This window comes from Neptunomonas sp. CHC150 (assembly GCF_030397555.1).
GTDB classification, from domain to species: Bacteria; Pseudomonadota; Gammaproteobacteria; order Pseudomonadales; family Balneatricaceae; genus Neptunomonas; species Neptunomonas phycophila.
Window position 1 is genome coordinate 120,361 of sequence record NZ_JAPNXU010000003.1, and the last position, 13,159, is coordinate 133,519.

11 protein-coding genes and 1 tRNA gene are annotated in these 13,159 nt (G+C 44.2%); 3 read left to right on the forward strand and 9 right to left on the reverse strand.

All coding sequences use genetic code 11. The features are described from left to right. Positions 1-10 precede the first annotated feature (10 nt). From OW491_RS03085 to OW491_RS03100, 4 genes are all read right to left on the reverse strand, one after another. On the reverse strand, positions 11-1,639 hold the full coding sequence (locus OW491_RS03085) for a methyl-accepting chemotaxis protein (protein ID WP_290034611.1): 1,629 nt from the start codon (positions 1,637-1,639) through the stop codon (positions 11-13). Positions 1,640-1,845: 206 nt separating this feature from the next. Continuing rightward, positions 1,846-1,922 (reverse strand) — tRNA-Val (locus tag OW491_RS03090). 65 nt (positions 1,923-1,987) lie between these two features. Beyond that, positions 1,988-2,620 carry a response regulator transcription factor gene (locus tag OW491_RS03095; RefSeq protein WP_075171792.1) on the reverse strand — a complete coding sequence of 211 codons (633 nt, stop codon included), beginning with the start codon at positions 2,618-2,620 and terminating at the stop codon, positions 1,988-1,990. Positions 2,621-2,637: 17 nt separating this feature from the next. Then, a complete protein-coding gene (locus OW491_RS03100; protein ID WP_215152089.1) occupies positions 2,638-3,984 on the reverse strand; it encodes a cache domain-containing protein in 1,347 nt (448 codons plus the stop codon). 305 nt (positions 3,985-4,289) lie between these two features. Here OW491_RS03100 and OW491_RS03105 point away from each other — a divergent pair, with 305 nt between their 5' ends. Continuing rightward, positions 4,290-4,739: a hypothetical protein gene (locus OW491_RS03105; RefSeq protein ID WP_075171790.1), complete on the forward strand. Its 450-nt coding sequence runs from the start codon at positions 4,290-4,292 to the stop codon at positions 4,737-4,739. A 26-nt stretch (positions 4,740-4,765) separates the two neighbouring features. Here the strand turns inward: OW491_RS03105 and uvrB are convergent, their stop codons facing one another. Then, on the reverse strand, positions 4,766-6,781 hold the full coding sequence (gene uvrB, locus OW491_RS03110; protein ID WP_178968506.1) for an excinuclease ABC subunit UvrB: 2,016 nt from the start codon (positions 6,779-6,781) through the stop codon (positions 4,766-4,768). A 256-nt stretch (positions 6,782-7,037) separates the two neighbouring features. On the opposite strand from uvrB, the gene OW491_RS03115 reads away from it, so the two are divergent. Continuing rightward, on the forward strand, positions 7,038-8,225 hold the full coding sequence (locus tag OW491_RS03115) for a pyridoxal phosphate-dependent aminotransferase (RefSeq protein WP_290034612.1): 1,188 nt from the start codon (positions 7,038-7,040) through the stop codon (positions 8,223-8,225). A 256-nt stretch (positions 8,226-8,481) separates the two neighbouring features. After that, on the forward strand, positions 8,482-9,798 hold the full coding sequence (locus tag OW491_RS03120) for a TolC family outer membrane protein (RefSeq protein WP_290034614.1): 1,317 nt from the start codon (positions 8,482-8,484) through the stop codon (positions 9,796-9,798). Between the two features lie 85 nt (positions 9,799-9,883). Here the strand turns inward: OW491_RS03120 and OW491_RS03125 are convergent, their stop codons facing one another. From OW491_RS03125 to apbC, 4 genes are all read right to left on the reverse strand, one after another. Further along, positions 9,884-10,687, reverse strand: coding sequence for a hypothetical protein (locus OW491_RS03125; RefSeq protein ID WP_290034615.1), 804 nt, complete (start codon positions 10,685-10,687; stop codon positions 9,884-9,886). Positions 10,688-10,897: 210 nt separating this feature from the next. Then, the gene (locus OW491_RS03130) at positions 10,898-11,542 is read right to left on the reverse strand and encodes a hypothetical protein (protein WP_306460961.1); all 645 of its coding nucleotides are present in this window, start codon (positions 11,540-11,542) and stop codon (positions 10,898-10,900) included. Between the two features lies 1 nt (position 11,543). After that, complete coding sequence (gene dcd / locus OW491_RS03135; protein WP_075171785.1) at positions 11,544-12,110, reverse strand: dCTP deaminase; 567 nt, start codon at positions 12,108-12,110, stop codon at positions 11,544-11,546. Positions 12,111-12,250: 140 nt separating this feature from the next. Then, positions 12,251-13,090: an iron-sulfur cluster carrier protein ApbC gene (apbC, locus tag OW491_RS03140; protein WP_075171784.1), complete on the reverse strand. Its 840-nt coding sequence runs from the start codon at positions 13,088-13,090 to the stop codon at positions 12,251-12,253. Positions 13,091-13,159: the final 69 nt, after the last annotated feature.

Here is a 13,159-nt window from a genome sequence, read left to right on the forward strand (position 1 = left end):
CATAGAACATTTACTGTGGAAGTATAAATGCAGATGTTGCTTGTTTCGTTTGCTCCGCTGCTCCAGTTAAAGCGTCCGTCAGTGATGTTAAACGCAATGAGGTTTGATTGTTATTAACGCTAACTTCAACAATTTTGGTTATTCGAAGCGCTATATCATTCGCTTCTAAAGACTGTTGCTGTGCAAGGCCTGATAGGCCATCCAAACTTTTAAGCGACTCTTGTGAGTCCTTTTCAAGGCGCGTTAACGGCTCCACTACGTTTTCTATTTGTGTCACACCATGGCGCATACGTTCTTGTCCTTGTTCCATTTCGTCGGAAACCTGAACCGATAAATTAGTCATGGATGTAATGACCGCATCAATAGATTCGGTGACTTCAGCCGTATTTCTTGCAAGGTTTCTGACCTCATCCGCAACCACGGCAAAACCCCGACCGCTTTCGCCTGCACGCGCCGCCTCAATAGATGCGTTTAGTGCTAACAAATTAGTCTGATCGGCAATATTTCGTATATTGTTAACAAACTCAAGCACGGTTGTAGCGCTTTCTTTTAACTTAGCTACCGACAAAGACGTTTCTTCAACGTAAGTCGCTATCTCTGTGATATCTGTTGCCGCTGCATTAATAATTTCTTTGCCGTGCTTAGCTAGGTCATGCGCGGCTTCTGCTTGATTACGCGAAACAGTGACATGTTCCGCCATATTAGTAACGCCACTGGATAACTCTTTTACCGAGCTCTGTATCTCATTCGCCATAAACTCTTGTTTTTCAGAGCCTTGTTGAACACCACTCACACTGCTACGGATATTCCCAACAGCATCAACAACTGTCCGTGCGCTCAAATCAATTTTCTCGATAACGCCCGCCAAACTCATACGCATACTTTGTAAGCTGGCAACTAACTGCCCTATTTCACCTTTTGGCTTAATCTCAATATTCTGTGACAAATCACCTTTTGCCATACGGTCTAGGAAATCAGCAACTCGGCTCAACGGATTAACAATACTACGTGTAATTAACAACGCCATAGCGGCACCAATGAGTAGAGCCAAGATCCCCACCCCAGTAATCATCCAAATTGCTACTTCTGAATCTGATAAAACCTGCTGCTGGCGATCCTGCATCATACCTCGCTCGCTACCAGCAAGCGCTTTGGTTTGATTTAAAAAAGTTTGTAGTTCATTACGTGTCGGCCCCGCCATTTGTTTTTTTGCGTCGTCTAACTCGCCAAACTCCAATGCTTCAACTGTCGATTGCAGAGCTGCCTGATAAACACCACGCTGAGCCTTTAACGCCTCAACAGCCACTTTATTTTTTTCTGAGGTAACTAAACCCGCCATTGTCTCTAACGAAACATCCATATTGCGATTACGCTCATCTATTTCTTTATAAATGGCTACTCGCGCTTCCCGCTCTTCTAGAACAAACAGCAACAACAACCGGCTAGCAAGGCTTTCTGCATTTACATTGAGTTCACCAGTTAGCTCAACCAAAGCCGCATTTTCATCGACAATGCCACGAATATTGTCCGAGAGCGACTGAAAACGTACCGCTGAAAGTGCAATTACAACCAGCAAAAACACTAGTAAAACTAAATAACTTGCCGTCAAGCGACCTCGAATTGTTCCAAAATCCAGCATTAGCTATCCCCTAAATCACGTAGTAGATGACGCTCAAGTTAACGGCGAGAGTCGCGTTTTTTAAAACTCTGATAATGGGTTAACGGCTTAAACGTAGCAGGACTTTAGGATCTTATGAGTACAAAGAGGATAAGCAGAAGAAAACAGAATGAGCAAAATTGATCAAAAATTAGATTTTGCTATGGGTACTAACTGAGAAGGAATTTTGGTAGGACTAAGCAGATTCGAACTGCTGACCTCTACCATGTCAAGGTAGCGCTCTAACCAACTGAGCTATAGTCCTAAAAGGTGTGCGTATTATAAAGATGTTAACGGCCGGTGCAAGTATCCAAAGCGACTTTTTTCACTTTATATCATATTGTTTTCAATCGCGTATTTTGCAAGCCCTGCCGCCGTCTGAATGTTGAGCTTCTGTTTGATATTTTGGCGATGGGTCTCCACGGTGCGGACGGAGATATCTAAACGTCTGGCTATTTCTTTATTAGAATCTCCCTCGGCTAAATGCTTAAGCACCGTCTTTTCTCGCTTGGTCAACTCTTGCCTTTGGATATCTGTATGTCGGCCATGCTCAAACTGTTTCATTAACGTTTCGGATGCTTTTGAGCTGAAATACGTTCCGCCTTGGTTAACAATTTCAATAGCCGTGACTAGCTCTTCAGAGGGTACATCTTTTAATACGTAGCCTGCAGCCCCTGACTGAATTAGTTGTAGAATGTATTCGCGATTTTCGTGCATTGACAATATCAGTACGCGATAATCAGGAAAGCGACGTTTTAATTCTCGTGTTGCCTCTAAGCCGTTCATCACGGGCATGGTCACATCCATCAGCACCACATCCGGTGTAAGTGCTTCTGCTAACTCTAACGCTTCTAATCCATTATTCGCTTGGCCGACTACTTCGATTCCTGCCACATTAGAAAGGCATGCATTGATTCCTTCTAATACAAGTGGGTGATCATCAACTAGCAATACACGAATCATCGGTTTTCCTGTTTTTATTAAGATAAGGGTAGTTTAACGCGTAATTGAGTACCGCGCCCTATTTCAGATGTAATAGCAAACTCACCACTAAGCAGTTCGATACGATCATGCATATTTCGGATACCAATTCCGGCCTGCTGACTGGCTTTAGTAATATCAAAGCCATCCCCATTGTCTGATAGTTTGAGCACAATCTGGCTTCCATGAAGTGATGTTTTTAATCTCACTTCATCCGCTCCCGAATGCTTTTCTACATTACATAAGGCTTCCTGAATAACTCGGTACAGCGTAATTTCGATATCATCCGGTAAACGCTCAACAGGGAGCCCTAGCTCAGCTTCAACGGTTATACCGGTTCTGGCCTCATATTCATCGAGCAGGCTTTTTAATGCAGATTTGAGCCCTAAATCATCTAATAAACTAGGGCGTAGGTCATGAGAAAGGCGTCTTACTTCCTTGATGGCTTGGTTTAATACCTCCATGCCTTTTGATAGATCCTGGGAAGCGGTTAGATCTCCTTTCTTTATTTTATTGGCTGCCAGTTCAATTCTAAACTTCACTGAAACAATTAACTGATTGATCCCATCGTGGAGTTCTCGAGCAAAACGCCGGCGCTGACTCACTTGAAACTGGACGGACTTATGCGCCAATTGACGCAAACGGCCGTCTGCTAATCGCCCTTCATGTAAGTTTATGGCCACCCCAATAGCGATGATAATAACAGCCGATGCGGCAGTTAGCACAACAACCGTAAAAAAGCTGTTACGAATATTAATTGTTACTTGTTGGCGTACTCGCGATATTTCTTTAGCGATGTCATCAACATATAAACCCGTACCTAGAATCCATCCCCATTTCGGTAGCTCAACCACATAACCTAGCTTATCTTCTTCATCGCCTAACGAGGGCTTTCTCCATGTATAGCGATGATAACCGCCACCTTGTTTTGCCACGTTAAGTAAAGACGCAATGACTAGGTCTCCGGCGCCATCTCGTAAAGTAATAAGCGGCTGTCCAACTAATTCCGGTTGAGCGGGATGGACTAGATTAACGCCTTCGCCATCGTAAACAAAAAAGTAGCCGTCTTCGCCAAAAGTTAGCGAGTGAAGTATACGCTTTACCTCTGACTGTGCCGCCTCTTGAGTCAACGATTCATCATTAATTACTTGGCTAATAGCTGTTAACCCCAGCTCCACATAGTTTTTTAATTCGTTTCGCTTGGATGTCAGCAAATTTTGTTCAAACGTTTGTATTTCAAGCTCAGATAAGGTTTGAGCCTGATTTACATTAATCAAAGTGATGGTAGCCGTGACTAACAGCAAAGGAAGTAGCGCAAGCGTTAGAATTTTTAGTTTTAAAGACATGTTTCCTGGGCAACTTTTGTTTTAAACAAAGCCTATCCTGCACGACAAAAGCAGCGGTTTCTAGCTAAAACTTACGCCATCAGTACTACTTAGTACTTAAAAATACGTACTTTTACTGATTTTTGACGCTTTTTACAGTCAGGTTCGGTTAAGCAAGGCTGGCCTTCAATATGTTTAAAAATTGAGCGACATGCGTAATAATTATTGTGCATCGCAAAAAATCAATTATGATGCTTATAAGAGACAAACAGAGATTTTAGTTCTAATATGAAATCATTAGTCGGTACCACAGTAGGTAATCTTTGATGACCTTTGATGTAGACCAAGGGTATATCCGCCACCCAACTGATATACCCGCCAAAATTGCGCTCTGCTCTGATTATGGTGTAAGCCGCAATACTTGTAGCGAATCAGGCGTGGTTGGTATAAGCATCGTTACCCATGAATTCTTCTCCATCGACACAGCTCTTGATATTACTATATCCATTAGTGATCCCGCTTTCACAGCTTCTGGGCATGTAGCTTGGTGTATTCCTGACCGTAACGGCCACTATCGCACAGGCATTGTTTTTGATGACCCCGAAACGGCCTACGGTGTGAGAATGATCGAACAAATTTGTTATATTGAGCAATATCGCCAACAAATTCAAAAGCAAGAAGGCCGCACATTAAGCCAAGCCGATGCCGCTGAAGAATGGATTAGTCGTTTTGCTAAAGACTTCCCCAGCTTCAGCTTAACGACACCAGCTGTTTAACGAGAAGCGGACGCTGCATCGTACACTTACATTGCAGCGTGCTTTAGTTTCTCAAGTTCGTCACGATAATGCCCGGCTAACTCAAACTCTAAGTTTTTAGCCGCCTCATACATCTTGTCTTCGAGCTGACTCATCGCCTTAACTAACTCTTTTGGTGAGAGCGCGGATGCATCGACACTATAATCAGCGGCCTGATCAGCCACTTTTTTCGCTGTTCGTGCGGCTTTACGACCCGGAATAGTAGTAGCACCTTCCATAATGTCAGCCACAGACTTAATGATGCCTTTAGGCGTAATTCCATGTTCTTCATTGTAGGCTGTTTGTTTTTTACGTCGGCGATCGGTTTCTTCGATGGCTCGCGACATAGACCCCGTAATTCGGTCTGCATAAAGTACAGCACGGCCATTAACGTTACGTGCTGCCCGTCCGATCGTTTGTATTAGAGCAGTATCAGAACGAAGAAAACCTTCTTTATCAGCATCTAATATGGCAACTAGGCCAACCTCAGGCATATCAATACCTTCCCTTAGAAGGTTAATACCCACTAAGACGTCGAACACGCCAATACGTAAGTCCCTAATAATTTCTACCCGTTCAACCGTATCAATATCAGAGTGCAAATAACGTACTTTTACGCCGTGTTCTGCGAGATACTCGGATAAATCTTCAGCCATCCGTTTAGTCAACACAGTAGCAATAATTCGCTGATCTAGCTTGGTGACTAGGTTAATTTCAGATAGCAAATCATCAACTTGTGTACTTGCTGGGCGAACTTCTACTATAGGGTCAACTAACCCTGTAGGCCTAACAACCTGCTCAGCTATTTGCTGAGCATTCGCCGCTTCATATTTACTCGGTGTAGCCGATACAAAAATCATCTGCGGTGCCAATTGCTCCCATTCTTCAAAACGCAATGGGCGGTTATCTAATGCAGACGGTAACCGAAAGCCGTATTCAACCAGCGTTTCTTTACGAGAACGGTCACCTTTATACATGGCGCCTAACTGCGGAACCGTTACATGCGACTCATCAATAACGACCAAGGCATTATCTGGTAAATAGTCAAACAAGGTTGGCGGTGCAGCGCCTGGATCACGCCCCGATAGGTAACGAGAGTAGTTCTCTATCCCTGAGCAATAGCCAAGCTCCATAATCATTTCCATGTCATACATGGTGCGCTGTTCAAGGCGCTGCAGTTCTACCAACTTATTAGCTTCACGCAATTGGGCTAAGCGCTCATGCAGCTCTTCTTTTATTTTGTCTACAGCGCCTAGCAGTACATCACGCGGGGTAACATAATGAGTCTTAGGGTAAATGGTCGCACGCGGCACTTTACGTAGAACTTCTCCGGTCAACGGATCAAAGTAACTCAGTTGTTCGACTTCATCGTCAAACAGCTCGATTCGAACCGCTTCTCGCTCTGACTCGGCCGGAAACACATCAATCACATCACCGCGCACACGGTATGTTCCTCGGTGCAGCTCAATATCATTTCGTGTGTATTGCAGCTCAGCCAAACGCCTCAGGATTTGTCGCTGATCGGCCTTATCGCCACGATCTAAATGCAACATCATTGAAAGGTAAGACTGTGGATCACCTAACCCGTAGATAGACGAAACCGTTGCCACAATAATAGCATCGTCGCGTTCTAGTAGAGCCTTTGTGGCGGAAAGACGCATTTGTTCAATATGCTCATTGACCGAGGCGTCTTTATCAATAAAGGTATCCGAAGAAGGGACATAGGCCTCAGGTTGGTAGTAATCGTAATAAGATACAAAATACTCCACTGCATTATCAGGAAAGAACTCTTTAAACTCACCATATAACTGAGCAGCCAATGTTTTGTTATGTGCTAACACTATGGTTGGACGCTGCACTTCGGCAATTACGTTCGCTATCGTGAATGTTTTCCCTGAGCCGGTAACTCCTAACAAGGTTTGTGCTGCTAAACCCGCATTGAGTCCATCGACAAGCGTTTTAATAGCAGTAGGTTGATCCCCTGAAGGGGCGAACGGAGAATTGACGCGAAAACGTGATTTCATAGTGTTCTTATATCTCTCTTTCTGACCAACAACAAACGCAATCCCCTAGTATAACCTGCCATTAGCAGCGAGTCCTGCCTACTCAGACAAGGACATGTATAGAGATCCCATGAAAAATAGGAAAATTACGTGATTTTATTTCGTTTTTTACTAACTTTTAACCTAATAGCATTCAGTGTGTCATACGAATCCGATATACTTTGGTTGCTAAAAAATAGCGTCTCTCAGCTTATATAATTTCATAGAGGACTATGAATTGGACGTTCTACTTTCAGACCGCGTAAACAGTATCAAACCCTCCCCTACTCTTGCCGTGACTAATCGCGCTGCCGAACTGCGTGCCGAGGGTAAGGATATTATTGGCTTAGGTGCAGGCGAGCCTGACTTTGACACACCTGATCACATTAAAAATGCAGCTATTGAAGCCCTTAATAACGGTTTTACTAAGTACACAGCTGTTGACGGTACACCGGGTCTGAAAAAAGCCATTATTAATAAATTTCATAACGAGAACGGCCTAAGCTACCAAGCTAACCAAATTTTGGTTTCTTGCGGGGGCAAACAAAGCTTTTTCAATTTATCACTGGCCCTGTTAAATGAAGGCGACGAAGTCATTATTCCTGCCCCTTACTGGGTGTCTTACCCCGACATGGTGCTAGTGGCTGACGGCAAACCCGTCATTATCACCACTACGCAAGAGCAGCGCTTCAAAATTACACCTGAGCAATTAGAAGAGGCTATTACACCTCGCACTCGATTAGTTGTCTTAAACAGCCCATCGAACCCAACTGGCGTTGCTTACTCGCTAAGTGAGCTAAAAGCCTTGGGTGAAGTGTTAGCTAAATACCCCGATGTCTTAATCGCTACTGATGATATGTACGAACATATCCGCTTTAACGATGAGCCGTTTGTAAATATTTTAAATGCATGCCCAAACCTTTATGACCGCACTATCGTATTAAACGGCGTATCTAAAGCTTTTTCTATGACAGGTTGGCGTATTGGATATGCGGCAGGGCCGGCCAAACTTATTGGCGCGATGAAGAAGATTCAATCGCAAAGCACATCAAACCCGACTTCAATCTCTCAAGTTGCATCTCAGGCAGCTTTAGAAGGCGGAAACGATTGTGTAAAAGACATGGTTATTGCGTTTAAAGAGCGTCACAATTACGTTGTAGCAGCCCTTAACGAGATCAAGGGAGTTGAATGTATCCCCGCTGATGGCACCTTTTATGCTTTCCCTAGTTTTCAACACGTTATTGATAACGATGACCGTTTCAATAACGACATTGAGCTGGCCGAATTCTTGTTAGGCGAAGCCGGAGTTGCTCTAGTACCGGGATCCGCATTTGGCGCTGCAGGTAATATGCGATTATCCTTTGCTACCAGCATGGATGTACTTAAAGATGCTATTGCACGCATTAAAAAAGCACTAGAAAGCTAAGCTATGTTTAGCAATATCAAAGCCGAGCAATATGTTCGGCTTTTTTATTTCTTAGATGACTTTTTACGCCGTTTCTTCAATTATGCTTATCAATTAAAACATACCCTAATCGCAACAAATTGCTGCAAATATAAGGCCTTAACAGCGCCTGCAAACATGGTATGCTAACAGCCATTCGATTTTGCATATCAACGACGGATGTGACGCTAATCTATTACAAAATAGGCACTGCACACTCGGTTAAAGGATTCCACTTATGAAACCTGTCGCTGCTCTACTTCGTTACGCCGCTGCGAGCTGTTTACTTGGCACCTCACTATCAAGCTCGGCTGCCGCGCTAGAAGAAATATATCAGAAAGCGTTATACAACGACGCTCAACTAAAAGTTGCCGAAGCCACACTACGCTCCAACCAAGAAATACTCCCTCAGGCCAAAGCAGCGCTACTACCAAGCATTAACGGCACGGCAGATACATCGTATTACAATACGTCCGTTATTAACTATAACAACCATGGCTATTCGGTTAGCTTGGTTCAGCCCGTCTTTTCAGCGGCAAAATGGTTTGCCTTCAAGCGCGGACAAATCCTCGATAAGCAAGCGGCTCTCAGTTTTGATCTTGCACAGCAAAACTTAATTTTACGAGTGGTTAATGGGTACCTCACCGTACTCAACGCCAAGAGCAATTTAGAAACAGCTCAAGCACAAGAAAGAGCCATCAAACGTCGATTGGACCAGGTCAATGCACAGTTTGAAGTGGGACTTATTGCCATTACCGATGTGCAAGAAGCCAAAGCCTCTTATGATGCGGCCCGGGTCAGTCTAATTGAATCTAAAGGCGCTCTTGATAACAGTTTTGAAGCACTTGAGCGCATTATTGGCGAACAGGTTACCGATATTGACGAGCTAAGCGAAGATTACCCTATCCAGCAGCCGGAGCCAGCAACACCCGAAGAATGGGTTGATGCAGCACTTGAAAACAATATTGGTTTACAGGTAGCTAGTTTCGGCATCGACGCTAGCCGCCGAGCCGCACAAGCTGCCAAATCTGGTCACCTTCCTACTCTTGATTTCAATGCCACTTATGATCGCGACAATGGCTCCAGCACTCGAGTAGGCTGGGTAGATGGCTGGGTAACTTCAAAAGTGGTTGGCCTGTCATTAAGCGTACCTCTTTTCCAAGGTGGAGCTATCCAATCACAAACGCGCCAGGCCTATGCTGAACTGGATGTCGCACATCACAGTTTTGAAGACACTTACCGCGATGTAAAACAATCTACCCGTAGTTTGCTGCGCGATATTGAAACCAGTGTTTTGAGTGTTTCAGCACGCCGCCAAAGCATCATATCCAGCCAAGCCTCATTAGATGCAACCAGCGAAGGTTTTAATGTAGGGACTCGAAACGTTGTCGATGTTTTAACAGCCGAACAAGCGCTTTATGCCGCTAAACGTGATTATGCAGCGGCCCGTTTTGACTATATAGCTAACTTGTTTGCATTGAAACAACAAATAGGTAGTCTGAGCCCTGCCGATATCAAAGGGCTAGACGAGTGGTTAATTACTCAACCAGAATAAGGCGACAGCTCACAATCCAGCTGATCACCACACATAATAAAAAACCGGCATATCAAGCCGGTTTTTTATTGTCTAAGAGAACACCTCAATGAATAACGGGGTTGTCCTCTTCCCCCTCAGGAACAATCATATGCCCTGTGCTGTCATGCGCTAAACACCCTCTTTCTTCTGCCAGCGTCAATAATTGCTCAAGCAAAATACTGGTTAGGTGACCACTGATAATAATCCCAGCAGGCGGATCCCCCGCAAACATTTCATCATTTTTTAGCTCATCGGGGCGCAAACCTAAAAGCAATGGGTTTTCTTCAATCAAGGGAGCTATATCGTCAGGAGCAAAAATAGCGTAGTTACCGGATACCTGTAATGCAAGCGTATATGCATCATGAGCCTCGTTGTCCAATAGCTGGATATATTCTTGCTCTGCTGCTTGAAAAATCTGGTTCAGACGACTCTTTTTCCGGCTACTAACATTTTCAATTGCGGTAGACGACCGACTGTAATCCTCGGTTATCGGGAAGACAACATTGAGGTCTCCCAGATCACTAACGATCCGACCTTGATCATCGATCTCTAACCAGCCTTGCTCGAATGCAACCCCCAGCAACCCCTCAAAAGCCGCCTCTACAATGTTGCTGCAGATAATAATACCGACAGAAGGATTATCTTGCTCTTTTGGATCAGTGATAAGCTCACCCGCACGAGCGGCCAGCAGAGTTGGATCCTGAGAAATGATCTTAGCCAGCAAATTACTCCCTAAATACAGTTTCTCATGGCAAAGGGATTCAGCTGTAGCATACGCATCCTTACCCTCACTTAGGCCAAGATTGCTCATACGCTGCAGATACTCAGTTTCTAAGCCCTGCAGGATTTCTGATAAAATCTGGCTCATATTAATACATTTCCAAAGCAAGTAATTCTAATCAAGGCAATAGCGACCCGCGTGCTATTCGATTATAGATAGCATGGTCGCGTACGTAAGTTAAGCTTTTTTGTTAAGACTTATATGGATGTAACCCCTGAGAACTCAAGGGTGTAATGAAATATTTTATTGCACTGTCTGGGTACAAACCAACAATTGAGTGACGGGCCATCATTGATCTTAGTGAATCATAATACCGATTGCAGGTACGCCCGATTTTAAACGATCAAACGAGTCACGTAACTCAGCCAATGGCTTCAACCCATAATCGATTGGGTCTACCGGCAAATTGAGCCAATCCAGTGCCCAAACGCGTGTCATGAGTTCATACTCACCGATTAGCGCGTCTAAAAAAATCATCACAGCTTCGACGCGCGGATCCATATCTAACATAGACGGCGGTTCTTGCATGTAAATAGCCAAATGCAGCTTATTATCAATACTGTTCAAAGAGTACCAATAATCCCGCAATTCGCATACTTCATCAGCCACGTTAATAAAGTTTGGTATTGGGTCGTAGCGATGGTTGAATGCTTTGAAGCGAATTCCTGATAAAGCAGGCGCCGCCCCCACCAACGATAATACAGCGTGAATAGATTCTGGATAGCCATCACATCCAAAGATCATTTCAATCGGCCCTTCATCTTCATCTCTTTCAAAATGAAAAGTAAGGTTTTGATCAATTTTTTGCAGCGTGTCACGATACTCTGTTAACAGTGCATCTGCATCAAATTGGTTTTCATCTCGGCTATGCAAAAGCTGATCAATTGTCAGCTCCACCTGCGCCCAGAAATCCAGAATTTGCTGTTGGTTTGTTTGCATCATCTTAAGTACGAGGAACCACTACACCAGTTTGACCTTGGTACTTACCTTTACGGTCACGATACGATGTTTCGCAGACTTGGGCAGCACCTAAAAATAACATTTGAGCCACGCCTTCATTAGCGTATATTTTTGCAGGTAGCGGTGTAGTGTTCGAAAACTCTAAAGTCACATGCCCTTCCCACTCTGGCTCTAATGGGGTCACGTTCACGATGATACCGCAACGCGCATAGGTGCTTTTACCTAAACAAATAGTTAACACATCACGGGGGATTTTAAAGTATTCAACTGTACGCGCCAAAGCAAAAGAGTTAGGCGGAATAATACATACATCCGATTTGATATCGACAAAGCTGCCTTCATCAAAATCTTTTGGGTCCACAATTGATGAGTTTATATTGGTAAAGATTTTAAATTCGTCAGCACAGCGAACATCATAACCATAACTTGATGTACCGTAAGAAACGATAGGTCCGTTAGCCGTATGGCGGACTTGGTTCGCCTCAAACGGAGAAATCATTTCGTGTTCTTCCGCCATTTGGCGAATCCAGCTGTCTGACTTAATACCCATAAACCTGTTCCGATACCCAAAAAATTAAAAGCCGCTAATTGTAACTTTTTTCGTAAAAAAAAGCCGCATATATCATCGATATTAATGCGGCTTTTCTTATAACGAGGGCGCTTTACAGCACAAACGCTCAGTTTTGTTGGTTAATCATCACAAACTTCTATAAAAGGAACGGATGAAGGCTCAGCGTCGAGCTTCTCCAATTGCTTTACAACCTGCTGTGCAATCGCTTTATATCGCTGTGCTATCTCCGATTCTGGCTCAGCGAAGACAGTTGGTTTACCGTTATCAGCCTGTTCTCGTATTTGTAACGTTAACGGCAAACTGCCCAAAAGTTCCGTATCGTAGCCTTGGGCAATTTTCTCGCCCCCGCCCGCACCAAAAATATGCTCTTCATGGCCGCACTGGCTACACACATGAGTGCTCATATTTTCGATGACACCTAAAACAGGAATATCAACTTTACGGAACATTTCGATCCCTTTTTTGGCATCAAGCAAGGCGATATCTTGCGGTGTCGTAACGATAACCGCCCCATCTACAGCCACTTTCTGCGCCAACGTTAATTGTATGTCACCAGTACCAGGTGGCATATCAATAACTAGATAATCTAAATCATCCCATTGCGTCTGAGTGGCTAGCTGCTGCAAAGCACCACTGGCCATAGGGCCACGCCATACCATAGGTGTATTTTCATCAATCAATAAGCTGATGGACATCGCCTGCAAACCAAGCACCACAACTGGTTTCATACCATTCTCGCCCACAGGTTCTGGGCGAATACCGGCCGGAATACCCAGCATCATGCCTTGACTAGGACCGTAGATGTCAGCGTCTAATACTCCGACACGCGCACCACCTGCGGCTAACGCAAGCGCTAAATTAGCAGTGGTAGTTGATTTACCAACTCCCCCTTTACCCGATGCCACAGCAATAACTTTTTTAACACCAGGAAGACCATTTGATTTTGCAGCAGCCGGCATACTTATCTCCACGTTGTTTACCATCGCTGTTAAGCCATGGCATTAAAACCAAGTAATTTAGTCAGCTAT

Bases quoted from the DNA above. Each gene is read 5' to 3' on its own strand.
- OW491_RS03085 (WP_290034611.1), bottom strand. From the start codon at position 1,639: ATGCTGGATTTTGGAACAATTCGAGGTCGCTTGACGGCAAGTTATTTA.
- OW491_RS03095 (WP_075171792.1), bottom strand. From the start codon at position 2,620: ATGATTCGTGTATTGCTAGTTGATGATCACCCACTTGTATTAGAAGGA.
- OW491_RS03100 (WP_215152089.1), bottom strand. From the start codon at position 3,984: ATGTCTTTAAAACTAAAAATTCTAACGCTTGCGCTACTTCCTTTGCTG.
- OW491_RS03105 (WP_075171790.1), top strand. From the start codon at position 4,290: ATGACCTTTGATGTAGACCAAGGGTATATCCGCCACCCAACTGATATA.
- uvrB (WP_178968506.1), bottom strand. From the start codon at position 6,781: ATGAAATCACGTTTTCGCGTCAATTCTCCGTTCGCCCCTTCAGGGGAT.
- OW491_RS03120 (WP_290034614.1), top strand. From the start codon at position 8,482: ATGAAACCTGTCGCTGCTCTACTTCGTTACGCCGCTGCGAGCTGTTTA.
- OW491_RS03125 (WP_290034615.1), bottom strand. From the start codon at position 10,687: ATGAGCCAGATTTTATCAGAAATCCTGCAGGGCTTAGAAACTGAGTAT.
- OW491_RS03130 (WP_306460961.1), bottom strand. From the start codon at position 11,542: ATGATGCAAACAAACCAACAGCAAATTCTGGATTTCTGGGCGCAGGTG.
- dcd (WP_075171785.1), bottom strand. From the start codon at position 12,110: ATGGGTATTAAGTCAGACAGCTGGATTCGCCAAATGGCGGAAGAACAC.
- apbC (WP_075171784.1), bottom strand. From the start codon at position 13,090: ATGCCGGCTGCTGCAAAATCAAATGGTCTTCCTGGTGTTAAAAAAGTT.